We start from the raw sequence: 25976 nt of genomic DNA, 5'->3' as shown, positions 1-25976 counted from the left end.
TCGCTGGACGTGGGGCCAGAATCCGATAGCTTAGCGCAAAAGGCCCCAAGGACCCTTGTTGATGCGCTATTTTTTCATTCTGTTTTTGTCTCTTTCCCTGGGTGCCTGCGTTGACAGGACAGTTACCGAAGTTGTGCCTTCGGCAGCCTCGGTTGGCACACCAAAAACCGTATTTGCTAGCACAGCCCGCGCCCGCGAGGCAGATGGATCCTATGGTTTCCGGCGCAGCGAAAAGCTGCAGTTCCTGGAAACCACTGTATCCATACCGCCAACGCACACGCCGGGCACTCTGAAATTTTCATATGCAAATCCGAATCCGCAAAAGGAATTTGTTTTGGCGGATGTGACCGAACTGGATGGACCTCAGGGGTTGCGCGAGCATCTGCGCGGTCAGGACGACGTCACGATCTTTGTGCACGGTTACAACTCGACCCAGACAGAAACCATCTTCCGCGCGGCGCAGCTGTCGCATGACATCGGCATTCCGGGCTCGATCCTGGTCTATTCCTGGCCCAGCCGCGCGACGGGTTATGGATATGCCTACGATCTGGACAGCATGCTGTTCGCCCGCGACGGATTGGAGCAGACCATTCGTGAATTGAAGTCCATGGGCGTTAACCGGGTTCTGCTTGTGGCCCATTCCATGGGCAGCGCCTTGTCGATGGAGATGATGCGCCAGGCCGAGTTGCAGGAACCGGGTTGGTCCAACAGAAACATTGATGGTGTGGTGTTGATTTCCCCTGATCTGGACGTGGATCTGTTCCGGTCACAGATGGATCGGATCGACAATCCGCCCGATCCGTTCGTTGTTATGGTCTCGCAAAAAGACAAGATCCTGAACATATCCGCCCGATTGCGCGGTACAGACGAAGGTGAGCGGCTGGGCAATATCAGTTCAATCGAAACACTTGAGAAATTCCCAATCAGCGTGATCGACACGACCGCATTCAACAGCGATGCGCAATCTTCACATTTCGTTGCGGCGACCTCTCCGGCTTTGCTGGCAATCCTCAATTCGGTCCGGCGTGTCAGCAATACTTTTGGATCTGAGAACAGGCCGGGTATCGACATTCTAGTCCCCCCCAGCGAGCGCAACCCAGATGGCGTAACAGGGATCGTGCTGACGGAAACCGGGCAGGCCCAGGTCTCGACCCCGTGACGAGAGCGCGACTGCGCATCTTTCTTGTTCCAAACGCTACCTGGTTGGGTACCGGGGTTTTGCTGACCTTTCTGTCCAGCTTTGGGCAGACCTTTTTCATCTCGGTCTTTGCCGGTGAAATTCGTGCGACCTATGGGCTGAGCCATGGGGCATGGGGTGGGCTTTATTCGCTGGGTACAACCGTTTCAGCAATTGTAATGATCTGGGCCGGGGGACTGACCGACATCTATCGCGTCCGGGTTCTGGGGCCAGTGGTGCTAGGTGGTTTGACACTTGCGGCGCTTGCGATGGCGCTGAACACGGTTCTGTTCCTGCTACCCGTAGTGATCTTTCTGCTGCGTCTTTTCGGACAAGGGATGAGCACCCATCTGGCGCAGGTTGCCATGGCACGGTGGTTCACCACCACTAGGGGCAAGGCGCTGTCGATTGCCTCGCTGGGATATTCGGTCGGCGAGGCGCTGTTACCCGTGATTTTCGTCGCCGCGATGGCGTTTATCGACTGGCGTTTGCTGTGGGTGGTGGCGGCCGGTGTAACGGTGCTGGGCATTCCAGTGTTGATACGACTGCTGCGTCAGGAACGCACGCCGCAAAGCCTGTCGGGGGATCATATCGCCACCGGTATGCAAAATCATCATTGGACCCGGCGCGAAGCACTGTGCCATCCACTTTTCTGGTTCATGGCCCCTGCGATCCTTGCCCCGTCCGCCTTCATCACCGCGTTTTTCTTTCATCAGGTGCATCTGGCACAGGTCAGGGATTGGCCACACATACAGCTGGTGGCGCTGTTTCCGGTGTTCACCGGCGTTTCGATCCTGTCGATGTTTGCGGCGGGCTGGGCGCTGGATAGATGGGGCACTGCGCGGATCATGCCGTATTATCAACTGCCGATGGGGGTTGGGTTTGCCATCCTTTCGGTTACTGACACCGTCACCGGGGCCCTGATTGGTCTGACCTTTCTGGCCTTGACCGTCGGTGCCCATAACACATTGCCCAGCGCCTTTTGGGCTGAGTTTTACGGCACCCGTCATATTGGCGCGATCAAGGCAATGGCAACGGCGGTCATGGTGCTGGGATCAGCCGTCGGACCGGCCCTGACCGGTGCACTGATCGACCACCACGTCACGCTTGGCACCCAGTTTATGTGGATCGCGGGATTCTTCGGTCTGGTTTGTGTGCTGGTCTGGTTTGGTATCCACCGAGCGAAAGCCGCGTTCTAACGGCCGCGACGCAGATACACGTAATAGGCCCCGTCACCGCCATGGCTGATATGAGCGGGCGTTACTTGTAACACAGCCTGCACCAGTGGCGGGATGGACAGCCAATGCGGCACCTGATTGCGTAACACTCCGCGCGGAGTCGGAATGGGGCCAGGTTCGTCGCGGTCCTTGCCTTTGCCGGTGATCACCAGCACCAAACGCTTGCCCTGAGCCTGCGCCGTCAACACAAACCGCACCAGCGCCGGGTGCGCCGTGTCGATCCGCATACCGTGTAGGTCAAGCCGACCTTCGGGCTTCAGCTTGCCGCGCTTCATCCGGCCAAAAGCCTTGGTGTCCATTTGCACCGGGCTGGCACGCAGACTGTCCGTGACCGACGGCTTTAGCGTGTGGCGCGTTGGCTTTCCGGGCGCAGTCTGGCCGATCTCGAACCCGTCCAGCCGCATCTTTGGTGTTTTGGTTGGTTTCGGTTTGGGCAGGGTGGTCGGATGCACCGATTGCGGCAATTTAGGGTGCAGGCGTTCAGCCTGCTTGGTAACCTTGCGCCACAGTTCGATCTCGTCTTCGGTCAGTTTGCGCCGGGTCATCAGAACTCATCCGGGATCAGAGCATAGGCGCGCTGGATCGGCAGCAGGATCACCATCCGACCCGGGTCTTTTAGCCGCCCCGCGGCCTGTCCTGCGTCATCACCAGTGCCAAAAAAGATATCCGCCCGCTGAGCACCCTTGATGGCAGCGCCCGTATCCTGCGCGATCATCAAACGGCGCATCGGGTCCTTGCCGTCTTTTTCCACCCAGACCGGAGACCCCAGCGGGGTATAGTTCGGATCGGCGGCGATGCTGCGCATAGTGGTGACGGATCGGTTCATCGCGCCCAGCGGCCCAAGCTCGGGCGCGACGCGGGTGACTTCGCGAAAGAACACGTAAGAGGGGTTGTGAAACAACAGCTCCGACCCGGCCTCGGGGTTCTTGCGTACCCAGGCACGGATCATCTGGGCGCTGACCTCATGCGCGCCCAACGCGCCCTGCCGGATCAGTTCGGCACCGATGGACCGATAGGGATGCCCGTTCGCACCGCCATACCCTACGCGCAAGCCACCACCATCAGGCAGACGTATACGGCCCGAGCCCTGAATTTGCAGAAAGAACAGCTCGACCGGGTCATCGACCCAGGCAATTTCCAGGCCTCGACCAGCCATGACATCACCAGACAGGATTTCCCGACGGCTCAGCCATGGCCCTTCGGCGCGCGCTTCGGGTGGCATTTTGTAGATCGGGTATTTGAACCGCTCGGTCCGGCTGCGCGAACCGTCCAGTTCGGGTTCGAAATAGCCGGTGAACAGCGCATCTTTGCCGTCTTCGACCAGAACCGGCCGGAAGAACAACTCGAAAAACGCCCGCGCTGCGTCGCCCTCATAGGTTTTGGCCACGCTGCACAGGGCACGCCAATCGGGATCATCCAGATCGCCGCAGGTGTTCAGAAAAACCGAGAGGGCCGCCCCGTGATCATCGGCGGCCCAGCCTTCCAGGCCGTCAAACGACAGGATCGAGCGCGTCGCCTCAGCTCCGGCGGCGCTTGCGGTGGTCATGGCGCCCACCAGTAAGAGCGACCGGAGTGCGGCAATCATGCGTCCGTGGCGACAAGCAGCCAGTTCGGATCGTCCGCGCCCATGACACGGGCAAAGGTCCAGCTGTCCTTTTGGCGTTTGACGGTGTTCGGGTTGCCTTCGATGATATCGCCGCCGCGATCCCGCACGACCGATGTCAGTTCACCCACGAATTTCATGGTGATCTCGGCCTGATTGGAATCCTTGTCGAATTTCGCATCGGCCAACGTTGTTTCGCGCACACCGATGAACTCGGCCTCGATGGTCAACCCTTTGTCTTCACGGTCTGCAACGACAGAGACAAAGGTGTCGAACACTTCTTCGGACAGGAAGGGTTGGATTTCGTCCAGATTACCGTTTTCGAACCCCATAACGATCATCTCATAGGCCCCGCGCGCGCCCTGCACAAATTCGGTGACAGAAAAGCTGGGCTCGACCCGCTTCATCGCAGCCAGAGTTTGCGCCTGATCGCTGTCTTCGGCGACATGGTCGGTAATGTCGTGATCCGGGCCGCCGTCGATCACCTCGAACCCGCGGCGGGCACTGTGCCCTTCGGGTTGTTGCTGAACAGGAGGTTTCTCAAAACCTTCACGCGAGCCCAGCACACTTTTCAGGCGCAGGATCAGGAAAACGGCTATTCCGGCAAGGACCAGCAACTGGATCATCGGTTCGTTCATTTCATCCTCTTTTCAGACCGCGACTTTGTATACGCGGCCCCATGCCACTATGTAGGTGACAGTTCGTGGCAAGTCCACTGCCCGACCTGAGGTAAAGGATAACGCATATGTACCTGTTCTTGGCATTTTTATTGGTTCCGATCATCGAGATTGCCCTGTTCATTCAGGTGGGTGGCCTGATCGGCCTGTGGCCCACCCTTGCAATTGTCGTGCTGACAGCCGTTCTGGGCACCGCGCTGGTCAGGACACAAGGTCGCATGGCGCTGGCCAATCTGCAGCGATCCTTTGCCGAACTGGACGACCCGACTGAGCCGCTGGCCCATGGGGCGATGATCCTGCTGTCCGGCGTTCTGCTGCTGACGCCGGGGTTTTTCACCGATGCGGTTGGCTTTGCACTGCTTGTTCCGGGCATTCGGGTGGCCGTGTTTAGGTATCTGAAATCCAAGATGACGATTACTCAATTCCAGATGGGCACCGGGGGGCAGTTTCGGACAGGTTCGGCCCCGTTCGACCAAGACGACGTGATCGACGGCGAATTCACCGAGGTCCGGCCCCGTCAAGACCCTTCAAAGCCATCGAAATGGGTTGAAGGGCCGCACCAGCATTGAGGTGCCGCGCCCAACTTGCTAAGCAGTGTCGAATTTCATTTTTGGAGTAGATCCATGGCCGAAGAAAACGCTGCGGAAAACACAGCGGCCCAAGCCGCCCCCCAGGTTCAAATGCGTGTGCTGGGGCAGTACATTCGTGACTTGTCCTTTGAAAACGTGATGGCGCAAAAAGGCGTGTCCGGTGACGTTCAGCCCGAAATTGCGGTTCAGGTGAACCTGGACGCAAAAAAACGCGCGACTGAACATCAGTACGAAGTGGCAGTCAAGCTGAACCTCAAGTCGAAAGCCAAAGGGCTGGAAGACGTTCTGTTCCTGTGCGAGATCGACTATTGCGGCCTGTTCCACATCGAAGGCATCGCCCAGGATCAACTGCATCCGTTCCTGATGATCGAATGTCCGCGCATGCTGTTCCCGTTTCTGCGCCGCATCGTCAGCGACGTCACCCGCGACGGTGGCTATCCGCCGGTAAACCTGGACAATATCGACTTTGTGACCCTGTACCGCAACGAGCTGCTGCGTCGTCAGAGCGAAGCACAGAAAACCGAAGCCTGATCAGTTTGACCCGCGCCGGGTTTTTGCTCAGGCGCGGGTCCACAGGGCTTTTTCGCCCAATCCCTCTACAAATGCCTCATGCGCCGCGCGTTCTTCGTCGGTGATCTTTGACCCCAATGGCGTCGGGCGCGCTGTTGGGCGCCAGTCATCCTGACCACCCGCAGCCGAGGACGCGGTAGCCGACAGACCGAAATCCGGCTGCCGTCCGCCAATTAGTTCCAGATAGACCTCAGCCAGAATTTCCGAGTCGAGCAAAGCGCCGTGCAGCACCCGGTTCGTGTTGTCGATGTTGAAGCGTCGGCATAGCGCATCCAGCGACGCGGGCGAGCCCGGAAACCTTTTGCGTGCAATCGCCAGCGTATCCAGCGCCTGATCCATCGGAATCTGCGGCAACCCCATCCATTTGAGCTCCGCGTTCAGGAATTTCATGTCGAAGGATGCGTTGTGAATAACCAGCTTTGAATCCCGGATGAATTCAAGAAACCCCTGACCGACCTTGGCAAAGACCGGCTTGTCTTTCAGCGTAACCTCACCCTTTTCAGGCGGGCGCGGGTTTTCCAGCAAGTCGGGGCCGATGCCATGCACGCCAAACGCCTCTTCCGGCATCGAGCGCTTGGGGTTGATATAGACATGATAGGTCTCGCCGGTGGCGACGTGATTCCACAGCTCGACCGCGCCAATTTCGACAATCCGGTCGCCACTTTCGGGATCAAACCCCGTGGTTTCAGTATCGAGTACAATCTCACGCATCTGCCAGTCCTGCCCGTATCTGCCTGACCACATCCTGCACCTGCGCGCGAGCATGGTCCAGAGTGTCGGTCACGATCACATAATCCGACCGCGCGCATTTTTCGTCATTCGGCATCTGCTTGGCGCGGATATGTTCAAACTGTGCCTCGGTCATGGTGCCCCGCACCATAACACGGCGCTTTTGCGTGTCGGCCGGGATCGATACGCAGGCAACGGCATCCATCGCCACATCGCCACCAGTTTCGAACAGCAGGGGGATGTCGAACACTAGGATATCGGCTGTTGTTTGTTCCCGAAAAGCAGCCCGGTCTGCAGCAACCAACGGGTGAACGATAGCCTCGATCTGTTTCAGCGCGGCTGGGGTCTGCGCAATGACCTGTTTCAGGACTTCACGGCTGACAGACCCATCAATAACAGCATCCGGAAAAGCGACACGCATCGGTGCAATAGCTGCTCCTTCCCTTGAATAGAGTCTATGTACAGCCGCATCGGCATCCCATAGCGCGCAGCCTTCATCGACGAACATCTGCGCCGTGGTGCTTTTGCCCATCCCGATGGAACCTGTCAGGCCAAGTGCGAAACTCATCCCAGAACCGCTGCGCGCAAGTCGTCCGTCACCTCGGGGCGGGTGCCGAACCAGCGTTCAAATCCGGGCACCGCTTGATGCAATAGCATGCCCAGACCATCGACTGTTGTGCAGCCTGCGTCATCGGCAGCCTGCAACAGGTTTGTCTGCAGCGGCGCATAAACCAGATCAGTCACCACAGTGCCGGGTTGTAGCCCATCCAACGGCACCCGCAATTCCGGTTGCCCCTGCATACCCAGCGAGGTCGTGTTGACCACAAGCTCGGCCTCATCGATGAAATTGCCGGCCTGCACCCAATCAACCACTGTGATCCGATCGCCGAATTCGTCCTGCAACTGATCCGCCCGAGTACGCGTACGGTTGGTCAGAAAAATCCGGGGCACGCCCGCTTCCAGCAGGCCCTGTAATACCGCCCTTGCTGCGCCGCCTGCGCCAAACACCACTGCCGGACCATCCGACGGAACCCAGTGCGGCGCGCCACTGCGCAGGTTCTCCATGAAACCATAACCATCTGTATTGTCCGCGTGAATCGTGCCGTCCTCATGGAAAACAAGCGTATTAGCCGCCCCAATCACCAAAGCCCTTTCCGAAACATGATCTGCAATACGCAACGCGGCCTCTTTGTGGGGAACTGTCACATTGGCCCCGACAAACCCGGCGTTGGGCAGGGCACGCAGCACCGCCTCTAAATCTTCGGGCGCTACTTCCATGGGGATGTAGTGACCGGCCAACCCGTATTTCTTAAGCCAGTGACCATGCAGCTGCGGTGATTTGGAGTGTGCAATGGGATGGCCGATCACCCCGGCCAGCGGAATTTTCTTTCGCGTCATTGGTCGATCACCCCTTTAACGGCCAGATAATTGAGCAGTTCCAACAGGGGCATACCCAAGACATTAAAATAGTCGCCGTCAATGGTGGCGAACAGGCGAACGCCTTCTTCTTCCAGCTTATAAGCCCCCACCGCGTGCCGAATACTGTCCCAGTTGCGGTCTATATAGTCGCGCAGGTACGCGTCCGAGCTCATCCGCATCCGCAGGCGCACCTGACCCACATGACGCCAGATCGGCTCACCCGCCTGATAGATCACCGCCGCAGACAACAGCATATGCCGCTTGCCCCGCATCATCTTGAGCTGCGCCAGTGCGTCCTGAGGAGTTTCCGGCTTGGACAGCAACTGCCCATCGAAATCTAACACCTGATCGCAACCCAAAACCATCGCGCCGGGGTTCTTATCGCTGACTTTGCGCGCCTTCATCTCGGCCAGCGCATCAGCGATGTCGCGGGGCGAAGCGTCCTCGGCTAGCAGCGCGCGTTTCATGGTATCCTCGTCCACGCGTGCATACTGAACGGTAAACGGCACGCCTGCGTTTTCCAGCAACTGCGCGCGAATGGATGAGCCTGAGGCCAGGATGATGGGGACAGACATGTGGACAACCCCGTGTGCAAATCATTGAGCGTTCTTGAATGGTTTGTATGGTTTTCCGATTGACACGCAACCCCGGGGTTTTCGCGCAATTCTTCCCTGAGTCGCTCGAACACTGTCCATCCGGGACAAGGATAAGTTGAAAAGACGGGATAAGCGGGAACTCCACAGATACTCAGAAACTTATCCCCAGAAAGCTCTTAGAGGATTTCACATAATTTACTGATTTTATTATATTATTTTCTTCACTAACAGAATCAGTGCACTGACTTTGAAAATTGTCCCCCTGGGGAAAACACTTGTGTAAAAAAGTAATCCACGGATTTTGTTCACCCTACAAAACCATCATCCTTTTTCTTTTCATATTTTTTTATTAGGGAGAGCTTCGAGTAACACCCGGAGCCAGAATGACCGATCTTCTTTTCACGATTTACCCGTGGGTGAAGTCTTTACATGTCATGGCCGTGATCTCATGGATGGCCGGCTTATTCTATTTGCCCAGATTGTTCGTCTATCACGTGGAAAAAGCGCAAACTGTCAAAGGCGCTGAAACCATCTTCTTTGAAATGGAAGAAAAGCTGCTGCGTGTGATCATGCGTCCTGCGATGATCGTGGCCTGGGTCTGTGGCCTGATCATGGTGTTCACGCCGGGCATCGTCGGATGGGATTTTGCATGGCCCTGGGTCAAGGGTACTGCCGTGATTGCGATGACCTGGTTCCATCATTGGCTGATGGCGCGTCGCAAAGATTTCTTAGAGGGGCAAAATAAGCTCACTGGGCGGCAGTACCGCATGATGAATGAGGTTCCCTCCGTTTTGATGGTTGCCATCGTTCTGGCGGTCATTCTGAAGTTCTGAAGGCCTGTTTGACTCCGATGGCTGTCGCGCATATGTAGGGATCAACACGCCCGTCCGGGCGGCGTATCTTCCGTACTGAAATTCAACTTCGTGCCGCGATGCCAGCGGTGAAGGTATATATCATGACAACTGACGCCCTGAATCTGGCCGACCTGAAAGCAAAAAGCCCCAAAGACCTCTTGGCGATGGCCGAAGAGCTGGAGATCGAAAACGCCTCGACCATGCGAAAAGGCGAGATGATGTTCCAGATCCTGCGCGAACGCGCGGATGAAGGCTGGACCGTTGGCGGCGACGGCGTGCTTGAAGTGCTGCAGGACGGCTTTGGCTTTCTGCGCTCGCCCGAGGCGAATTATCTGCCGGGTCCTGATGACATCTATGTTTCACCCGACATGATCCGCCAGCATTCGCTGCGCACGGGCGATACGGTAGAAGGTGAGATCAAGGCACCAGATGAGAACGAACGATATTTTGCGCTGATCAAGGTCACCAAGATCAACTTTGAAGATCCTGAGAAGGCCAAGCACAAGATCCTGTTCGACAACCTGACGCCTTTGTACCCCGATGAACGCCTGAAGATGGAGATCGAAGATCCCACCATCAAGGACAAGTCGGCACGAGTGATCGACCTTGTCTCGCCTATCGGTAAAGGCCAGCGGTCGCTGATCGTGGCGCCTCCACGGACCGGTAAGACCGTGATCCTGCAAAACATCGCGCATTCGATCGAACAGAACCACCCGGAGTGTTACCTTATCGTTCTGCTGATCGACGAACGCCCCGAAGAAGTAACCGACATGCAGCGCTCGGTGAAGGGTGAGGTTGTGTCCTCGACCTTTGACGAACCGGCAACCCGACACGTGGCTGTTTCTGAAATGGTCATCGAAAAAGCCAAGCGCTTGGTCGAACATAAACGAGATGTTGTTATTCTTCTCGACTCAATCACAAGACTTGGTAGGGCGTTTAATACTGTGGTACCGTCGTCGGGTAAAGTTCTGACCGGTGGTGTTGATGCAAACGCCTTGCAACGGCCCAAACGGTTCTTTGGTGCCGCGCGGAACATCGAAGAGGGAGGTTCGCTGACCATTATCGCCACCGCGCTGATCGATACCGGCAGCCGGATGGACGAAGTTATTTTCGAAGAATTCAAAGGCACCGGTAACTCGGAAATCGTGCTGGATCGTAAGATCGCGGATAAGCGCGTTTTCCCGGCGATCGACATCCTCAAGTCCGGTACCCGTAAAGAGGACCTGTTGGTTGATAAGGGGGATCTGGCCAAGACCTTTGTTCTGCGCCGCATCCTCAACCCGATGGGCACGACCGACGCGATCGAATTCCTGTTGGGCAAGTTGAAACAGACCAAGACGAACGGTGAGTTCTTCGATTCGATGAACACCTGAACAGGTCTTAACTCACGCGAGGCCTTCGAATGGATACGATATTCGCCTTGGCCAGCGCGCAGGGCAAAGCAGGGGTGGCGGTCATCCGCCTCTCTGGTCCTTTGGCGCATTCTGCCGCAGCCGACCTAACAGGTAGCCTACTACCGCCCCGTGGCATGCGGGTGCGGTCTTTGCACGCGGCCGACGGCTCACGTCTGGATGAGGGGTTGGTTCTGACCTTCAAAGCCCCGGCGAGTTTTACCGGTGAAGACGTAGCAGAATTGCAGATTCATGGTAGCACGGCATCTGTGAATGCGGTGATGCGCAATTTGTTGGACACAGCTGGGTTGCGGCTTGCGGAACCTGGTGAATTTACACGCCGGTCATTGGAAAACGGCAAGATGGACCTGACGCAGGTCGAAGGTCTGGCCGACCTGATTGACGCCGAAACCGAGGCGCAGCGCAAGCAAGCTCAGACCATACTAGCCGGTGAGTTGGGTGATTTAGCCGAACGTTGGCGCCGTGACTTGATCCGGGCAGCGTCCTTGCTGGAGGCCGTGATTGATTTTGCCGATGAAGAGGTGCCAACGGATGTTACCCCCGAAGTTCGCACATTGGTGACGGGCGTCATGCAGGATTTGCACCGCGAAGCCGAAGGTGTGAAGATAGCCGAACGCATCCGTACCGGTTTCGAAGTCGCAATTGTTGGCCTTCCAAATGCGGGTAAGTCGACCTTGTTGAACGCACTGGCTGGTCGCGAGGCCGCGATTACCTCGGAATATGCGGGCACAACACGTGACGTGATTGAGGTTCGCATGGATTTGGACGGTCTGCCTGTGACATTGCTGGATACCGCAGGATTGCGCAAAACTGAAGATCACGTCGAAAACCTGGGAATTGAATTGGCCCGAAAACGCGCGGATGCGGCTGATCTGCGAGTGTTTCTGACAGAAGATCCAACTACGCTTGGTGTTCCTATGATTGATGGAGATATTCAGCTATTGCCAAAATCTGATCTGCGTGAGGACGACAAGGGTGGTATTTCCGGGAAAACAGGCCATGGGATTGATCAACTTATTTCCCATATTTCGTATGTACTAAGTGATCGTTTCACTAGCCATGGTATTGCAACCCGGGAACGCCATCGTGTTGCTTTAAATGATTCCAAAACTGCACTTGCCGCGGCAATGACGGTTCTGGAATCAGGACCAGATCTGTATGATATCGCAGCAGAAGAACTGCGGACGGCGATCCGGGCCCTTGAAACATTGGTCGGCAGAATAGGGGTCGAAGACCTTTTGGACGAGATATTCTCGAGCTTTTGCGTGGGTAAGTAAGGAGTGTTTCACGTGAAACATTCAGATTTCGATGTGGTCGTAATTGGTGCCGGCCATGCCGGCACAGAAGCTGCGCATGCTGCAGCACGCATGGGTGTCAGGACAGCTTTGGTGACTTTGTCTGCGTCGGATATCGGCGTCATGTCGTGCAACCCGGCAATTGGCGGGTTGGGAAAAGGACATCTGGTTCGGGAAATTGACGCCCTGGACGGCGTCATGGGGAGAGTTGCGGATCAGGCTGGTATTCAGTTCCGTTTGTTAAATCGTCGCAAAGGTCCCGCAGTGCAGGGTCCCAGAACTCAGGCTGATCGCGCATTGTATCGGGCAGCGATGCAGAAAGAAACGCAAGCGCAAACAAATCTGTCTGTTGTCGTTGGAGAAGTTACCGACTTTCTTATGAATGGTAACCGCGTCAGTGGTGTCAAACTGGCAGATAACGCGGAAATCCGAGCTGATGCTGTTATCCTGACATCTGGCACATTCCTGCGGGGTGTCATTCACATCGGAGATGTATCACGTCCAGGTGGCCGGATGGGGGATCGCCCTTCTGTAAAATTGGCGGAACGTTTGGACAGTTTTGAACTGCCGCTTGGTCGATTAAAGACTGGAACACCGCCCAGGCTGGATGGACGGACAATTAATTGGGATGAGCTTGAACGACAGGATGGTGATGAAGATCCAACCCTGTTTTCATTCCTATCAACCAAAGTGGTTGCGCCACAAATATCGTGCGGAATCACGCACACAAACGCGCAAACGCATGACATTATTGAAAAGAACCTATCCCGATCCGCCATGTATGGCGGGCATATTGATGGGGTGGGTCCCCGGTACTGCCCTTCGATCGAAGATAAAATTGTCCGTTTTGCGGACAAGGATTCTCACCAGATTTTTCTGGAACCTGAAGGTGTATCTGATCACACGATCTATCCAAACGGGATTTCAACTTCACTGCCTCAGGATGTGCAAGTGGAGTATGTGCGCTCGATCAAAGGCCTTGAGTCCGCAGAAATCATGCAACCGGGTTATGCAATTGAATATGACTACGTTGATCCCCGCGTTTTGACTTCATCCTTGTCGCTGCCCGAAGCGCCGGGTTTATTTCTTGCGGGGCAAATCAATGGAACCACAGGATATGAAGAAGCCGCGGCGCAAGGTCTAGTTGCTGGTCTGAACGCTGCGTTGGTCGTTCTGGATCGCGATCCTGTCCACTTCACCCGTGCGGACAGCTATATAGGCGTGATGATAGACGATCTGACAACACGCGGAGTCGCTGAACCATACCGGATGTTCACCTCGCGGGCAGAATTTCGCTTGTCTTTGCGGGCAGATAACGCCGATCAACGACTGACACCCATGGGTATGAACTTGGGGTGCGTGGGGGATGTACGATCAGCGAATTTCGATACAAAAATGGAAAAACTAACAGCCGCTAAATCAAAACTGACTGACAGAACCTATACACCAAAGGAGGTGCGCTCGGTTGGAATTAACGTCAATCAAGACGGAAATCGTCGGGATGGTATGGCATTATTGGCCTTCCCTGATGTTACCTTCTCTGATCTGACGCCGCTCGTGCCTGGACTGGAGAATGTTGAAGCTGACATCCAGCGGCAGGTTGAACGTGATGCACTTTATGCGAACTATATTGCGCGACAGCAAAAAGACGTTGAAGCCATGAAACGCGATGAATCTTACGAAATTCCGCGGGATTTCGACTATTCGGCGCTGGAAGGCCTGTCTTCTGAGATGAAGCAGAAACTGTCTCAGGCGAAGCCAATCAATATTGCTCAGGCGGGTCGAGTAGAAGGTGTGACACCTGCCGCACTGACTTTGTTATTGGCAAAGCTACGCCGTGAGCAAAAGGTACGAAAAGCATGAACCACGAAGTTTTCGATGGTTTGGATGTTTCACGTGAAACAATTGACAGGCTGGAAATCTATGTAGATTTAGTTCGGCGTTGGAATCCCAAGATAAATCTGGTGTCCCGCAACAGTTTGAATGATGTTTGGTCACGGCATATCCTAGATTCTGTCCAAGTTTTTCGGTGTGCTGAACAAATTGAGCATTGGGTGGACTTGGGCAGTGGTGGCGGGTTTCCCGGAATGGTGTGTGCTATCATGGCCGTCGACGAGGTACCGGACGCCAAGTTTACCCTTGTGGAAAGCGACCAGCGCAAATCAGCCTTTCTGCGTAATGTTGTACGAGAAAGTGGAGCAAATTGCGCCGTTATTTCAAAGAGGATCGAAGCAGTTGATCCGTTGAACGCCGATATTGTGTCAGCCCGTGCTCTTGCGGACCTGCCTACCTTATTGTCCTTTTGTGACAGACATTTGCAAAAATCTGGTACGGCGTTGTTGCCGAAAGGCGCAAGTTGGAAAAAAGAGCTGAATGATGCGTGCAAGGAATGGAATTTCGACTGCGAGACGATTACAAGTTTAACTGAGCCCCAAGCAGTTATTCTAAGAATCAAAGGAGTATCGCGTGGTTGATCTGTCTCGTCCCACAGGGCCCCGAATAATTGCGGTCGCCAATCAAAAGGGTGGGGTGGGAAAAACGACAACTGCGATCAATCTCGCCGCTGGTTTGGCCGAGGCTGGAAGCAGGGTGCTGGTGGTTGATCTTGATCCGCAAGGGAACGCGTCAACCGGACTGGGTGTCGAAGACAGAGACTGGACAACTTACGATTTGATCCTGGATGACGCGCCACTTGAAGCCGTGGTCCAGGAAACAGAAATTGACGGCTTGCTTGTTATTCCAGCTACCGTTGACCTGAGTTCTGCGGATATTGAACTGATTTCCAATGAAAAACGCAGCTATTTGTTGCATGATGCGCTGCGCCAGACCTCGATTGACAGGTTTGAACTGGATTTTGTTTTAATAGACTGCCCGCCATCCCTGAATCTTCTGACTGTAAATGCCATGGTGGCTTCGCATTCTGTTCTGGTTCCATTACAAAGTGAGTTCTTTGCTTTGGAAGGGCTTTCCCAATTGATGCTGACGATCAGAGAGGTCCGTCAAACCGCGAATCCGGACCTCAGAATCGAAGGTGTTGTGCTTACTATGTATGACAACCGCAACAACTTGTCCCGCCAGGTCGAAAAGGATGCACGTGACAATTTGGGTGAGATGGTATTTAAAACCAAGATACCCAGAAATGTGCGGGTCAGTGAGGCGCCGTCTTACGCCCTGCCAGTTCTGCAGTATGACTCGGGGTCGTTGGGGGCGATGGCATATCGGCATCTGGCGCGCGAAGTCATTCATAAGAATAAGAATGTTGCCGCCTGAGCTGCAGTGAGGAGGGATCAGTGGCCGTAAAGAAATCAAAACCCCGAGGTTTAGGCCGGGGTTTATCCGCTCTCATGGCGGATGTGACGCAGGAAACCGAAGGTCTGCTGCCCGCTGAACCGCGTCGACCAGACATGAAAGTTCCGATTGAAAAGTTGCGGGCCAACCCGAACCAGCCACGTCGGACATTTTCGGCGGATCGGTTGGATGAGCTTGCCGCTTCGGTCAAAGAAAAAGGCATTATCCAGCCGTTGATCGTGCGGGAAATCAGCGGCGGCGGGTATGAAATCGTTGCTGGTGAACGCCGGTGGCGCGCCGCTCAGATGGCGCAGCTACACGATATTCCGGTTATTGTACGCGAATTTGACGACACGGAAGTCTTGGAAGTCGCCATAATCGAAAATATTCAGCGGGCTGACCTGAACGCCGTCGAAGAAGCTGCTGGCTATAAGCAGCTGATGGATCGCTTCGGTCATACTCAGGAAAAGCTGGCCGAAGCTTTGGGGAAAAGCCGCAGTCACATTGCAAACCTCCTGCGCTTGTTGTCGTTGCCGTTGGATGTTCAGACCTTGGTCATTGAAGGCAAGCTCTCGGCTGGGCATGCCCGAGCCCTGATCACGGCGGAAAATCCCTCTGAACTGGCAAAAATCGTGGTGAAAGACGGGCTTTCGGTTCGTGCGACTGAGGCGCTGGTTAAGAAACAGCAGGCGGATCCAGTGAAAGCTGCCCCGCGGTCTCGCAATCTGGATGCGGGTAAAGATGCGGATACACGGGCGCTAGAGAAAGATCTTTCCGCGATTCTGGCGATGAGGGTTGCGATCAACCATAAGGCCGGAACTGAAACCGGACAGGTTGTATTAACTTATGAAAACCTGGATCAGCTGGACGATTTGTGCGCCAAACTTAGCCGTTAGGTCGGGACCAGATAAAGACCATTACTGCCCCCAGAACCACGGCTTGAATGATCAGGACATGAGCGGGCAATGCCAGCAGAACGGACAGTCCAAATACGGCGGCGACCGAAACGGTGGCCGCCTTTTTTGCGCTTGGTCGAATAGCGCCATAAGATTGCCAGTCTACGATCAGCGGGCCGAAAGTGCGGTGCGTAATCAGCCAAGTGTGCAGGCGAGTGGATGAACGGGCGAAGAAAAATGCGGCCAACAGCAGAAAAGGTACAGTCGGCAATAAGGGCAGCACGACGCCAATTACAGCGAACCCAACACAGATCAAACCCAGGGCGGCCCAAACGTATTGCATCATCTATCCCAGAAGTTCCCGGATCACTGCATTCAACACAGCGCGCCCGTCGTTTGTGGCAATCAATCGGCCATCTGTTTGTTCTATCATGCCGAAATCAATAAGATCGGACAGTCTGTCTTCTGGCAGAGGATGCTCTGCTAACGCGTTGAATCTTTCAATATCTAGACCTTCGGCGACCCTTAACCCCATCATGAGGTATTCATTGGCCTGATCTTGTGTTGATAGGGGGGACCGCTTTTTTTCTCCGCTGCCTTTGCCTACGGCGGTCAACCAGGCATTGGGAGACAGATAAGTTTCCGTTGCTAGTTTACGGCCATCCAGCGTGATCCGCCCATGGGCCCCTGGTCCGATGCCGATGTAGTCGCCATAACGCCAATAAATCAGGTTGTGTTGTGATTCGGCCCCTGGTCTTGCGTGGTTTGAAACCTCATAAGCCGGCAGGCCGTGTGCCTCGCAGATTTCCTGAGTGGCCAGATACATGTCGGCGGCACTGTCATCTTCGGGTAAGCCCCGTAGTTTACCGACGGCGTAGCGGTCACCAAAGGCGGTACCGTCCTCGATAGTCAGCTGATACAGCGACAGGTGATCGACGGCCATTGACAGAGCTTCGGTCAGTTCAGATCGCCAGTCTTCGCGGGATTGGTGCTGTCGGGCGTAAATCAGGTCAAAACTGACCCTATCAAAGCAACTTTGGGCGATATCAAAGGCAGATCGGGCCTCGGCCACGGTGTGAATGCGTCCCAATCGGCGCAGATCTTCGTCGTTGAGCGCCTGAACCCCCATCGAGATGCGATTCACCCCAGCGTCCCGATAAGCGGCGAAGCGGCCCGCTTCGACCGAACCGGGATTGGCCTCTAGCGTGATTTCCATGTCATTGGCTGGCCGCCACAGGGCGCGAGCCTGATCAATGACGGCGCCAACCGTGTCGGGGTCCATCAGGGACGGCGTTCCGCCACCAAAAAAGATCGTGTTCAGAACCCGATCAGGTGTTTCAATAGCCGACCGACGTAGTTCGCCCAAATATGCGTTAAGCCATTGTTTTTGATCAATATTACGCGAAACATGGCTGTTGAAGTCGCAATAGGGGCACTTGGCCTCGCAAAAAGGCCAGTGCACATACAGGCCAAAGCCCCCATTGCGCCAATCATCCGCCAAAGCAGCCTTTCACGAACATCTCCACCGCGCGGCCGCGATGGCTGATCTTGTTCTTTTCCCAACGATCCATCTCGGCGAATGTAATGTCGTACCCGTCAGGGACAAACATCGGATCGTATCCGAACCCGTCCTTGCCGCGGATAGGCCAAACCAAGTGGCCGGGGGCGATGCCTTCGAACACCTCGTCATGCCCGTCGGGCCAAGCCAGCACCAGCGTGCACCGAAACTGTGCCGTGCGCGGATGGGCTGCGCCTTTCGCCTCTAGGTCTTTATGGGCGCGGGTCATGGCCATCAGAAAATCACGGCCATCGCCAGTTTCGGCCCAATCGGCGGTGTAAACACCCGGCGCGCCATCCAGCGCATCAATGGTTATTCCGGAATCGTCCGACAGGGCAGGCAGTCCAGTGGCCTTGGCGGCGGCATGGGCCTTGATCCGGGCATTTCCGACGAACGTGTCCTCGGTCTCTTCCGGTTCGGGTAGGTCCATCTCACCCGCGCCAACAACAGACACGCCAAAGGGCTCAAGGAGGTGTTTCATCTCCTCAAGCTTGCCTTTGTTATGTGTGGCCACCAGCAGCCTGTCGCCGTCGAACTTGCGGGTCATGCGGTTGCGGCTTTCTGGGCCGCAGCCAGCTCGGCCACGCCTTTCTCGGCCAGATCCATCAATTGGTCCATCTGCGCGCGGCTAAAGACGGAACCTTCGGCGCTCATCTGCACTTCGATCAGTTTGCCTGACCCGGTCATGATGAAATTGCCATCCACGCCCGCTTCGCTGTCTTCGGGGTAGTCCAAATCCAGTACCGGCTGACCGGCGTAGATGCCGCAGGATACAGCAGCAACAGGGTCTACCAAAGGGTCCGAGATCACATCGCCGGTTTTCATAAGTTTGTTCACCGCCAGGCGCAGCGCGACCCAACCACCTGTGATCGAGGCGCAGCGGGTTCCGCCATCAGCCTGGATCACGTCGCAATCCACGGTGATCTGACGCTCTCCCAGGGCGACCCGGTCAACGCCCGCACGCAGGGCGCGGCCGATCAGGCGCTGGATTTCCACTGTCCGACCGCCTTGCTTGCCCGATGCCGCCTCGCGCCGCATCCGGGTGTTGGTCGCACGGGGCAGCATGCCGTATTCGGCGGTGACCCATCCCAGGCCCGAGCCCTTGATGAAAGGTGGTACGCGATCCTCGATTGTGGCGGTGCACAGTACATGAGTATCGCCCATTTTGATCAGGCAGGAACCTTCGGCATGTTTGGTGAACTCCGTTTCGATTGAAACGGTGCGCATTTCGCTTAAATCTCGTCCTGAGGGTCGCATGGAAAATCCTTTGTTTGCTGGGTTGGGGATAACGCCCTCATGGCTTACGATGCAACCCCGATTGACCTTTCATATGCCGGCGATTTAATGGCGGTCCAGTAAGGGATGGCTGATGAGCGAAGCGAGCAAAATTCTGAACGAGATGAATGACCGGTCACGTGAGGTGTTTCGGCTGATCGTTGAGAGTTATCTGGACAGCGGAGAACCTGTTGGAAGCCGTACCCTGACCCGCACGCTATCGGAAAAGGTTAGCGCCGCGACCGTGCGCAATGTGATGCAGGATCTGGAGTTTCTGGGACTGCTCGACAGCCCGCATGTCAGTGCCGGTCGGATTCCCACGCAACAAGGGTTGCGGATGTTCGTCGATGGGTTACTTGAAGTCGGTGATCTGGGTGCCGCTGACCGACAGAAACTGGATGAAACATTAGGCTCTAACGCGGGCGATGTAGGCGGGATGTTGGACCGTGTGGGTTCAGCTTTGTCACACGTGACACATGGTGCGTCCCTAGTTCTGACGCCCAAGCAAGAATCCGAGATCAAGCATATCGAATTTGTCTCTCTAGCTCATGACCGCGCGTTAGTGGTGTTGGTTTTTGCTGACGGGCACGTTGAAAACCGTCTGTTCACACCGCCACCGGGGCAGACACCCAGTTCGATGCGCGAAGCGGCGAATTTTCTGAACGCACTGATCGAAGGGCGCACCCTTGGCGAAGTGCGCCGTCAGATGCAGATGCAGATTGACGCGCGCAAGCAAGAAATCGACGTGCTGGCGCGTGAAATGGTCGAAAGCGGCATGGCCGCCTGGGACGGGGATGGGGGCGACTCGGCCCGCCTGATTGTGCGCGGGCGGGCGAATCTGTTGGGTGAACCGGGTGAAGTCGAAGAACTGGACCGAATCCGCACCCTGTTTGATGATCTGGAACGCAAACGTGATATCGCTGAATTTCTGGAATTGACCGAGGAAGGCGAGGGTGTACGCATTTTTATCGGCTCTGAGAACAAACTTTTCTCACTTTCGGGTTCCTCTTTGGTGGTGTCTCCATATATGAACGCTGATCGAAAGATAATTGGTGCGGTCGGGGTCATCGGACCCACGCGTCTGAACTATGGACGGATCGTGCCGATCGTGGATTATACGGCGCAACTGGTCGGCAAGCTGATATCCGACCGGAGCTAGAGGGTAAGAGATGGCAGAGCCCAAAGACGAAGATTTTCTGGACAATATCGCAATGGCTGAAGCTGAAGAGCTGGCTGAAGAAATCGCCGAGTTCAGCGACGAAGCGCTAGAGCTGGATGAGTTGCGCGCGGAGCGCGACGACTACAAGGACAAGTTCATGCGTGCGCTGGCGGACGCGGAAAACGCCCGTAAGCGTGGTGACAAAGCGCGGCGCGATGCCGAGCAATATGGTGGCTCGAAACTGGCACGTGATATGCTGCCGGTCTACGACAACATGAAGCGCGCACTCGAAGCTGCGACCGATGAGCAAAAAGAAGTGGCCGCCGGTCTGCTGGAAGGGATCGAGCTGACCATGCGGGCACTGAAGGATGTGTTCCAAAAGCATGGTATCGAAGTGATTACGCCCGAGGTTGGTGATCGTTTTGATCCGAACGTGCATGAAGCGATGTTCGAAGCACCGGTGCCTGGTACCAAGGCAGGTGACATCATTCAGGTCTCGGCCGAAGGCTTCATGCTGCACGACCGTCTGCTGCGCCCTGCACAGGTGGGGGTCTCGTCGACACCGGCAAGTTAAGCGGTTCGAAATCCAAAAATTTTTGAGGCGGTCAGGATCTGGCCGCCTCTTTCAGTTTATAGATCAGGTCCAGCGCCTCACGCGGGGTCAGTTCATCGGGCAACACGTCGTCCAGTATGTCGGTAACCGGTGACGCCTTGGGGGCGGGTGCTAGAGGTGGCGGCGCGGCAGAAAACAGCGGCAGGTCGTCAATCAGCGCCTTTTGCTTGCCGCCCTCGCGTTCGGTTTTTTCCAATTGGTCCAACACGATGCGGGCGCGATCCACCACGGATGCGGGCAGACCGGCAAGCTGGGCGACTTGAACACCATAGGATCGGTCTGCCGCACCTTTGTGCACTTCGTGCAGAAAAATGACCTCACCTTCCCATTCTTTCACCGCGACGGTGGCGTTGTCGACGCCCTCTAGCTTACCGGCCAGCACGATAAGTTCGTGATAATGCGTGGCGAACAGCGCGCGGCATTGGTTTGCGGCGTGCAGATGTTCCAGCGTGGCCCAGGCGATGGACAGGCCGTCATAGGTTGCCGTGCCGCGGCCAATTTCATCAAGGATGACTAGCGCGCGGTCGTCGGCCTGGTTCAGGATGGCGGCGGTTTCGACCATTTCCACCATGAAGGTCGAGCGGCCCCGGGCCAGATCGTCGGACGCACCGACGCGGCTGAACAATTGGCTGACTACGCCGATATGCGCCCGTTCAGCGGGAACATAACTGCCCATCTGGGCCAGCAGGGCGATCAGAGCATTCTGGCGCAGGAAGGTCGATTTACCCGCCATGTTGGGGCCGGTCAGCAACCAGATCGCCGCGCCTTGATCCGCGCTGAGGTCGCAATCATTGGCAATGAAGGCATCACCGTTTTGTTGGCGCAGCGCGTGTTCCACGACGGGATGGCGACCTCCTTGAATGTCGAAAGCACGCGATATGTCGACCTGCGGACGGCACCAGTTTTCGCCGCGCGCCAGATCGGCCAAGGCCGAGGTCAAATCCAGCTCGGCGAGCCCTCGGGCGGCTTGGTTGAGACGCGCGGCGAGGGCCAGAATCTCGTCAGAAAGCGCTTGATAGAGCCGCTTTTCTATTTCCAATGCCAAATTACCGGCGTTCAGGATGCGGGTTTCGATCTCGGACAGTTCGACGGTCGTAAAGCGCACCTGATTGGCAGTGGTCTGGCGGTGGATATAGGTCTCAGAAAACGGCGGGTTCAGCATCTTCTGGGCGTGGGTGGCCGTAGTTTCGATGAAATAACCCAGCACGTTGTTGTGCTTGATCTTCAGAGAAGTAATGCCGGTGTGTTCCGCGTATTTCTGCTGAAATCCGGCGATGACAGATCGGCCCTCGTCGCGCAAGGTGCGGGCCTCATCCAATTCCGTGTCAAAGCCCGGAGCGATGAAACCGCCGTCGCGCGCCAGAAGGGACGGCTCGGCCACAAGCGCCTCACCCAGCAAAGTCAAAAGATCGTCAAACCCGATCAAATTCTGCACGGCAGTGGCCAGCAGAACCGGCAAATCCTGCGTCTCGCAGATACCGGCAATAGCAGCCGCCTGGGCCAAACCATTGCGGATCGCGGCCAGATCACGCGGGCCACCCCGTTCCAGCGACAGGCGCGACAGGGCGCGGTCAAGATCAGGGGTTTTGCGCAGGGCATCGCGCAAGTCTGAAGCGGTCAAGCTGTCCTCAGCTGCAAAACTCACAGCATCCAACCGGGCATGGATCACGTCCAGATTGCGCGAGGGGCTGGACAGGCGCTGTTCCAGCAACCGGGCTCCACCCGGAGTAACGGTGCGGTCGACCACCGACAGCAACGACCCGGCGCGACCTCCAGACAACGATCGGGTCAGTTCCAGATTGCGGCGTGTGGCGGCGTCGATCTGGACTACGCGATCCTCTGATTCCTTCAAGGGGGTCTGCAGCAGGGGCAGTTTGCCCTTTTGCGTGATCTCGAGATAGTCGATCAACGCGCCCATGGCGGAAACCTCGGCCCGTCCGAAATTTCCGAACGCATCCAGCGCGCCCACGTGAAACAATCCGCAGATACGTTTTTCTGCTGCCGTGCTGTCAAAACTGGCTCGGCCGATCGGGGTTAACGAAATTCCCAAATCACGGACCGGCTCCTGCAAAGCCTGTTCCGATCCGTCTGCCACGATCAGCTCGGACGGGGCCAGCCGCGCCAGTTCGGGGCTCAGGCGCACGGATGTCAGGGGCATCACGTGAAACGCCCCGGTCGAGATATCGGCCCAGGCCAAAGCGGCCTCATCCCGAACTTCACCATAGGCGGCCAGAAAGTTGTGGCGGCGCGCTTCCAGCAGGGCATCTTCGGTCAGCGTGCCGGGCGTCACCAGACGTACGACATCACGCTTTACTACCGATTTAGAGCCTCTTTTCTTCGCCTCAGCCGGGCTTTCCATCTGTTCGCAAACGGCGACGCGAAAACCTTTGCGGATCAAGGTCAGAAGGTAGCCTTCGGCGGAATGAACCGGCACACCGCACATCGGGATATCGGTGCCGTTATGTTTGCCGCGTTTGGTCAGCGCGATGTCCAGCGCCTCGGCGGCGTTGACGGCATCCTCGAAGAACATCTCATAGAAATCTCCCATGCGGTAAAACAGCAGGGCCTCGGCATGGGCCTCTTTGATTTCGAGATATTGCGCCATCATCGGCGTGACTGTGGACAAGGCTTACCCCTTCTGGCGTGTTCCGGTCGCGACCTTACAAATCCCGCATCTTCTGTAAAAGCCGAAAACTCATTCTCGTTGAGGCGCGCGTTTTCCTGCGCTATGAGGCGACAGCCCAACAGATGTAAAGAAACGACATATCAGATGCCCAAAGCGAAAATTACCGACGAAGAGGCCCTGGCCTTTCACCTGGACCCCACCCCCGGCAAATGGGAGGTGCAAGCGACCGTTCCCATGACAACCCAGCGGGATCTGTCGTTGGCCTATAGCCCTGGTGTTGCTGTTCCATGCGAAGCAATCGCGGAAAACCCCGAAACGGCCTATGACTATACCAACAAGGGCAATCTGGTTGCCGTAATCTCGAACGGTACGGCAGTTTTGGGGCTTGGCAACCTGGGAGCGCTGGGCTCGAAACCGGTGATGGAGGGGAAATCGGTCCTGTTCAAACGGTTCGCCGACGTGAACTCGATCGATATTGAGTTGGATACCGAAGACCCGGATGCATTCTGTCAGGCGGTCCGTCTGATGGGTCCGACTTTCGGTGGTATCAATCTGGAAGATATCAAAGCGCCGGAATGCTTCATCATCGAACAGCGCCTGAAAGAAGAAATGGATATCCCGGTCTTTCATGACGACCAGCATGGCACAGCCGTGATCTGCGCGGCAGGTCTGCTGAACGCGCTGCATATCTCGGGCAAGAAGATCGAGGATGTGAAGATCGTCCTGAACGGTGCCGGTGCGGCTGGTATAGCCTGTATTGAACTGCTTAAGGCGATGGGCGCGCGGCATGAAAATTGCATTGTCTGCGACACCAAGGGCGTAATCTATCAGGGTCGTACCGAAGGTATGAACCAGTGGAAATCGGCCCATGCGATCACCACTGATATGCGCACGCTGGAAGACGCCATGAGCGGCGCGGATGTGTTCCTTGGCGTGTCGGTCAAGGGTGCGGTGACGCAGGACATGGTTGCCAGCATGGCCGACAATCCGGTGATTTTCGCCATGGCCAACCCTGATCCCGAGATCACGCCGGAAGAGGCGCATGAGGTTCGCGTCGATGCCATCGTCGCCACCGGGCGCAGCGATTATCCGAACCAGGTGAACAACGTGCTGGGCTTCCCCTATCTGTTCCGGGGCGCGCTGGACATTCATGCCCGTGCGATCAATGACGAAATGAAGATCGCCTGCGCCCATGCGCTGGCCCGTCTGGCGCGCGAGGATGTACCGGATGAGGTTGCTATGGCCTATGGCAAGTCGCTGACCTTTGGCCGCGATTACATCATCCCAACGCCGTTCGACCCGCGTTTGATCCACCGCATTCCACCAGCCGTGGCGCGGGCCGGGATGGATACCGGTGCCGCTCGGCGTCCGATCATCGATATGGACGCCTATGAGCTGAACCTCAAATCCCGCATGGACCCGACTGCCAGCATCCTGCGCGGCCTGAACGCCCGTGCGCGTCAAGCCCAAAGTCGCATGATCTTTGCCGAGGGCGACGATCCGCGCGTGTTGCGTGCTGCGGTGACCTATCAGCGGTCTGGTTTCGGCAAGGCCTTGGTTGTTGGGCGGCCAGATGATGTGAAACAAAAGCTGGAAGCTGCAGGTCTGGGCGATGCTGTGCGCGAGCTGGAGGTGGTGAATGCCGCCAACACCTCGCATCTCGGGACCTACACCGATTTCCTGTATAACCGCCTGCAGCGTAAAGGCTTTGACCGCAAGGACATTCACCGCCTGGCCGCGCGCGATCGGCATGTGTTCTCGTGCCTGATGCTGGCGCATGGGCATGGTGATGGTATGGTGACCGGGGCCACGCGAAAGTCGGCGCATGTGCTGGACCGGATCAACCACGTATTCGACGCCGATAAGGCGCATGGCGCGGTGGGTGTGACTGCATTGTTGCACAAAGGGCGGATCGTGCTGATCGGCGATACGCTGGTGCATGAATGGCCGGATGAGAATGACCTGGCCAATATCGCCGAACGCTCGGCTGCGGTGGCCCGTCACATGGGGCTTGAGCCGCGCGTGGCTTTTGTCAGCTTCTCGACCTTTGGTTATCCGGTATCGGAACGGGCCGAGAAGATGCACCGCGCTCCCGCCGTCCTGGATCTGCGCAATGTTGATTTCGAATACGAAGGTGAGATGACCGTGGACGTTGCTCTGAACGTGGATCAACAGGCCACGTATCCATTCCAGCGGCTGACCGGTCCGGCGAATATTCTGATCGTGCCGGCGCGGCACTCGGCGTCGATTTCGACCAAGCTGATGCAAGAAATGGGTGGAGCAACCGTGATTGGCCCGATCCTGTCTGGCGTCGACAAGCCGATCCAGATCTGTTCGACCGGGTCGACGGCGAACGATATCCTGAATATGGCCATCCTGGCCTCGTGCGATATCGCTTAAG

At 56.4% G+C, this 25976-nt stretch carries 26 protein-coding genes; 14 read left to right on the top strand and 12 right to left on the bottom strand.

Annotated elements, in window-relative coordinates:
- Positions 1 to 61: 61 nt before the first annotated feature.
- Both RUE5091_RS18090 and RUE5091_RS18085 read left to right on the top strand, forming a co-directional pair.
- Complete coding sequence (locus RUE5091_RS18090) at positions 62 to 1159, top strand: alpha/beta hydrolase (protein ID WP_058283348.1); 1098 nt, start codon at positions 62 to 64, stop codon at positions 1157 to 1159.
- Positions 1156 to 2376, top strand: coding sequence for an MFS transporter (locus RUE5091_RS18085; protein WP_082643713.1), 1221 nt, complete (start codon positions 1156 to 1158; stop codon positions 2374 to 2376). The genes RUE5091_RS18090 and RUE5091_RS18085 overlap by 4 nt, the downstream gene beginning before the upstream one ends.
- On the opposite strand, the gene RUE5091_RS18080 is transcribed toward RUE5091_RS18085, so the two are convergent.
- From RUE5091_RS18080 to RUE5091_RS18070, 3 genes are read right to left on the bottom strand one after another with little or no spacing between them, the layout of a single operon-like run.
- Positions 2373 to 2960: a Smr/MutS family protein gene (locus RUE5091_RS18080; protein WP_058283347.1), complete on the bottom strand. Its 588-nt coding sequence runs from the start codon at positions 2958 to 2960 to the stop codon at positions 2373 to 2375. The two genes, RUE5091_RS18085 and RUE5091_RS18080, sit on opposite strands and share 4 nt — an antisense overlap.
- Positions 2960 to 4000 (bottom strand): murein transglycosylase A, encoded by a 1041-nt coding sequence (mltA, locus tag RUE5091_RS18075; protein WP_058283346.1) that lies wholly within the window; start codon positions 3998 to 4000, stop codon positions 2960 to 2962. Before mltA ends, RUE5091_RS18080 begins: the two co-directional genes overlap by 1 nt.
- Entirely contained in the window at positions 3997 to 4656 is a 660-nt protein-coding gene (locus RUE5091_RS18070) for a Tim44/TimA family putative adaptor protein (RefSeq protein WP_058283345.1), read from the bottom strand. The genes mltA and RUE5091_RS18070 overlap by 4 nt, the downstream gene beginning before the upstream one ends.
- Positions 4657 to 4763: 107 nt before the next feature.
- On the opposite strand from RUE5091_RS18070, the gene RUE5091_RS18065 reads away from it, so the two are divergent.
- On the top strand, positions 4764 to 5264 hold the full coding sequence (locus RUE5091_RS18065; RefSeq protein WP_058283344.1) for an FxsA family protein: 501 nt from the start codon (positions 4764 to 4766) through the stop codon (positions 5262 to 5264).
- Positions 5265 to 5318: 54 nt separating this feature from the next.
- Positions 5319 to 5816 (top strand): protein-export chaperone SecB, encoded by a 498-nt coding sequence (gene secB / locus RUE5091_RS18060; RefSeq protein ID WP_058283343.1) that lies wholly within the window; start codon positions 5319 to 5321, stop codon positions 5814 to 5816.
- 27 nt (positions 5817 to 5843) lie between these two features.
- Here secB and dnaQ read toward each other — a convergent pair whose 3' ends face one another.
- The 4 genes from dnaQ to RUE5091_RS18040 are packed head-to-tail and all read right to left on the bottom strand — an operon-like array spanning position 5844 to position 8578.
- Complete coding sequence (dnaQ, locus tag RUE5091_RS18055) at positions 5844 to 6566, bottom strand: DNA polymerase III subunit epsilon (protein WP_058283342.1); 723 nt, start codon at positions 6564 to 6566, stop codon at positions 5844 to 5846.
- On the bottom strand, positions 6559 to 7152 hold the full coding sequence (gene coaE / locus RUE5091_RS18050; protein WP_058283341.1) for a dephospho-CoA kinase: 594 nt from the start codon (positions 7150 to 7152) through the stop codon (positions 6559 to 6561). Before coaE ends, dnaQ begins: the two co-directional genes overlap by 8 nt.
- Positions 7149 to 7982 (bottom strand): shikimate dehydrogenase, encoded by an 834-nt coding sequence (locus tag RUE5091_RS18045; protein ID WP_058283340.1) that lies wholly within the window; start codon positions 7980 to 7982, stop codon positions 7149 to 7151. The genes coaE and RUE5091_RS18045 overlap by 4 nt, the downstream gene beginning before the upstream one ends.
- Complete coding sequence (locus RUE5091_RS18040; protein ID WP_058283339.1) at positions 7979 to 8578, bottom strand: Maf family protein; 600 nt, start codon at positions 8576 to 8578, stop codon at positions 7979 to 7981. The genes RUE5091_RS18045 and RUE5091_RS18040 overlap by 4 nt, the downstream gene beginning before the upstream one ends.
- A 404-nt stretch (positions 8579 to 8982) precedes the next feature.
- On the opposite strand from RUE5091_RS18040, the gene RUE5091_RS18035 reads away from it, so the two are divergent.
- The 7 genes from RUE5091_RS18035 (at position 8983) to RUE5091_RS18005 (ending at position 16344) form a co-directional block, all read left to right on the top strand.
- Positions 8983 to 9432, top strand: coding sequence for a CopD family protein (locus RUE5091_RS18035; RefSeq protein ID WP_058283338.1), 450 nt, complete (start codon positions 8983 to 8985; stop codon positions 9430 to 9432).
- Between the two features lie 122 nt (positions 9433 to 9554).
- Positions 9555 to 10826, top strand: a complete 1272-nt coding sequence (gene rho, locus RUE5091_RS18030; RefSeq protein ID WP_058283407.1) for a transcription termination factor Rho — start codon at positions 9555 to 9557, stop codon at positions 10824 to 10826.
- Between the two features lie 29 nt (positions 10827 to 10855).
- A complete protein-coding gene (mnmE, locus tag RUE5091_RS18025) occupies positions 10856 to 12142 on the top strand; it encodes a tRNA uridine-5-carboxymethylaminomethyl(34) synthesis GTPase MnmE (protein ID WP_058283337.1) in 1287 nt (428 codons plus the stop codon).
- Between the two features lie 12 nt (positions 12143 to 12154).
- Positions 12155 to 14023, top strand: coding sequence for a tRNA uridine-5-carboxymethylaminomethyl(34) synthesis enzyme MnmG (gene mnmG, locus RUE5091_RS18020; protein WP_058283406.1), 1869 nt, complete (start codon positions 12155 to 12157; stop codon positions 14021 to 14023).
- Entirely contained in the window at positions 14020 to 14634 is a 615-nt protein-coding gene (gene rsmG / locus RUE5091_RS18015; RefSeq protein WP_058283336.1) for a 16S rRNA (guanine(527)-N(7))-methyltransferase RsmG, read from the top strand. The genes mnmG and rsmG overlap by 4 nt, the downstream gene beginning before the upstream one ends.
- Entirely contained in the window at positions 14627 to 15430 is an 804-nt protein-coding gene (locus tag RUE5091_RS18010) for a ParA family protein (protein WP_058283335.1), read from the top strand. Before rsmG ends, RUE5091_RS18010 begins: the two co-directional genes overlap by 8 nt.
- A 20-nt stretch (positions 15431 to 15450) precedes the next feature.
- A complete protein-coding gene (locus RUE5091_RS18005; protein ID WP_058283334.1) occupies positions 15451 to 16344 on the top strand; it encodes a ParB/RepB/Spo0J family partition protein in 894 nt (297 codons plus the stop codon).
- Here RUE5091_RS18005 and RUE5091_RS18000 read toward each other — a convergent pair.
- From RUE5091_RS18000 to rph, 4 genes are read right to left on the bottom strand one after another with little or no spacing between them, the layout of a single operon-like run.
- Complete coding sequence (locus RUE5091_RS18000) at positions 16334 to 16687, bottom strand: YbaN family protein (protein WP_058283405.1); 354 nt, start codon at positions 16685 to 16687, stop codon at positions 16334 to 16336. The genes RUE5091_RS18005 and RUE5091_RS18000 overlap by 11 nt on opposite strands.
- A 3-nt stretch (positions 16688 to 16690) precedes the next feature.
- A complete protein-coding gene (gene hemW, locus RUE5091_RS17995; RefSeq protein WP_058283333.1) occupies positions 16691 to 17845 on the bottom strand; it encodes a radical SAM family heme chaperone HemW in 1155 nt (384 codons plus the stop codon).
- Positions 17835 to 18449 carry an RdgB/HAM1 family non-canonical purine NTP pyrophosphatase gene (rdgB, locus tag RUE5091_RS17990; RefSeq protein ID WP_058283332.1) on the bottom strand — a complete coding sequence of 205 codons (615 nt, stop codon included), beginning with the start codon at positions 18447 to 18449 and terminating at the stop codon, positions 17835 to 17837. Before rdgB ends, hemW begins: the two co-directional genes overlap by 11 nt.
- Positions 18446 to 19159 carry a ribonuclease PH gene (gene rph / locus RUE5091_RS17985; protein WP_058283331.1) on the bottom strand — a complete coding sequence of 238 codons (714 nt, stop codon included), beginning with the start codon at positions 19157 to 19159 and terminating at the stop codon, positions 18446 to 18448. Before rph ends, rdgB begins: the two co-directional genes overlap by 4 nt.
- Positions 19160 to 19271: 112 nt before the next feature.
- Here rph and hrcA point away from each other — a divergent pair, with 112 nt between their 5' ends.
- Positions 19272 to 20336: a heat-inducible transcriptional repressor HrcA gene (hrcA, locus tag RUE5091_RS17980; protein ID WP_058283330.1), complete on the top strand. Its 1065-nt coding sequence runs from the start codon at positions 19272 to 19274 to the stop codon at positions 20334 to 20336.
- A 10-nt stretch (positions 20337 to 20346) separates the two neighbouring features.
- Positions 20347 to 20910 carry a nucleotide exchange factor GrpE gene (locus RUE5091_RS17975; protein WP_058283329.1) on the top strand — a complete coding sequence of 188 codons (564 nt, stop codon included), beginning with the start codon at positions 20347 to 20349 and terminating at the stop codon, positions 20908 to 20910.
- A gap of 31 nt (positions 20911 to 20941) precedes the next feature.
- On the opposite strand, the gene mutS is transcribed toward RUE5091_RS17975, so the two are convergent.
- Positions 20942 to 23557, bottom strand: a complete 2616-nt coding sequence (gene mutS / locus RUE5091_RS17970; RefSeq protein ID WP_058283328.1) for a DNA mismatch repair protein MutS — start codon at positions 23555 to 23557, stop codon at positions 20942 to 20944.
- 162 nt (positions 23558 to 23719) lie between these two features.
- Here mutS and RUE5091_RS17965 point away from each other — a divergent pair, with 162 nt between their 5' ends.
- A complete protein-coding gene (locus tag RUE5091_RS17965; RefSeq protein WP_058283327.1) occupies positions 23720 to 25975 on the top strand; it encodes an NADP-dependent malic enzyme in 2256 nt (751 codons plus the stop codon).
- Position 25976 lies beyond the last annotated feature (1 nt).

This window comes from Ruegeria denitrificans, from assembly GCF_001458295.1.
Lineage (GTDB): Bacteria > Pseudomonadota > Alphaproteobacteria > Rhodobacterales > Rhodobacteraceae > Ruegeria > Ruegeria denitrificans.
The sequence above is the reverse complement of the archived record's forward strand: the minus strand, read 5'-3'. Positions and strand labels throughout refer to the sequence as shown.

Coding starts and splice junctions, on each gene's coding strand:
- RUE5091_RS18065 (WP_058283344.1), top strand. CDS start 4,764: ATGTACCTGTTCTTGGCATTTTTATTGGTTCCGATCATCGAGATTGCC.
- RUE5091_RS18000 (WP_058283405.1), bottom strand. CDS start 16,687: ATGCAATACGTTTGGGCCGCCCTGGGTTTGATCTGTGTTGGGTTCGCT.
- rdgB (WP_058283332.1), bottom strand. CDS start 18,449: ATGACCCGCAAGTTCGACGGCGACAGGCTGCTGGTGGCCACACATAAC.
- mutS (WP_058283328.1), bottom strand. CDS start 23,557: ATGATGGCGCAATATCTCGAAATCAAAGAGGCCCATGCCGAGGCCCTG.
- RUE5091_RS18045 (WP_058283340.1), bottom strand. CDS start 7,982: ATGACGCGAAAGAAAATTCCGCTGGCCGGGGTGATCGGCCATCCCATT.
- coaE (WP_058283341.1), bottom strand. CDS start 7,152: ATGAGTTTCGCACTTGGCCTGACAGGTTCCATCGGGATGGGCAAAAGC.
- rho (WP_058283407.1), top strand. CDS start 9,555: ATGACAACTGACGCCCTGAATCTGGCCGACCTGAAAGCAAAAAGCCCC.
- RUE5091_RS17965 (WP_058283327.1), top strand. CDS start 23,720: ATGCCCAAAGCGAAAATTACCGACGAAGAGGCCCTGGCCTTTCACCTG.
- RUE5091_RS18040 (WP_058283339.1), bottom strand. CDS start 8,578: ATGTCTGTCCCCATCATCCTGGCCTCAGGCTCATCCATTCGCGCGCAG.
- dnaQ (WP_058283342.1), bottom strand. CDS start 6,566: ATGCGTGAGATTGTACTCGATACTGAAACCACGGGGTTTGATCCCGAA.
- RUE5091_RS18035 (WP_058283338.1), top strand. CDS start 8,983: ATGACCGATCTTCTTTTCACGATTTACCCGTGGGTGAAGTCTTTACAT.
- mnmE (WP_058283337.1), top strand. CDS start 10,856: ATGGATACGATATTCGCCTTGGCCAGCGCGCAGGGCAAAGCAGGGGTG.
- RUE5091_RS18080 (WP_058283347.1), bottom strand. CDS start 2,960: ATGACCCGGCGCAAACTGACCGAAGACGAGATCGAACTGTGGCGCAAG.
- RUE5091_RS17975 (WP_058283329.1), top strand. CDS start 20,347: ATGGCAGAGCCCAAAGACGAAGATTTTCTGGACAATATCGCAATGGCT.
- secB (WP_058283343.1), top strand. CDS start 5,319: ATGGCCGAAGAAAACGCTGCGGAAAACACAGCGGCCCAAGCCGCCCCC.
- RUE5091_RS18090 (WP_058283348.1), top strand. CDS start 62: ATGCGCTATTTTTTCATTCTGTTTTTGTCTCTTTCCCTGGGTGCCTGC.
- mltA (WP_058283346.1), bottom strand. CDS start 4,000: ATGATTGCCGCACTCCGGTCGCTCTTACTGGTGGGCGCCATGACCACC.
- hrcA (WP_058283330.1), top strand. CDS start 19,272: ATGAGCGAAGCGAGCAAAATTCTGAACGAGATGAATGACCGGTCACGT.
- rph (WP_058283331.1), bottom strand. CDS start 19,159: ATGCGACCCTCAGGACGAGATTTAAGCGAAATGCGCACCGTTTCAATC.
- rsmG (WP_058283336.1), top strand. CDS start 14,020: ATGAACCACGAAGTTTTCGATGGTTTGGATGTTTCACGTGAAACAATT.
- RUE5091_RS18070 (WP_058283345.1), bottom strand. CDS start 4,656: ATGAACGAACCGATGATCCAGTTGCTGGTCCTTGCCGGAATAGCCGTT.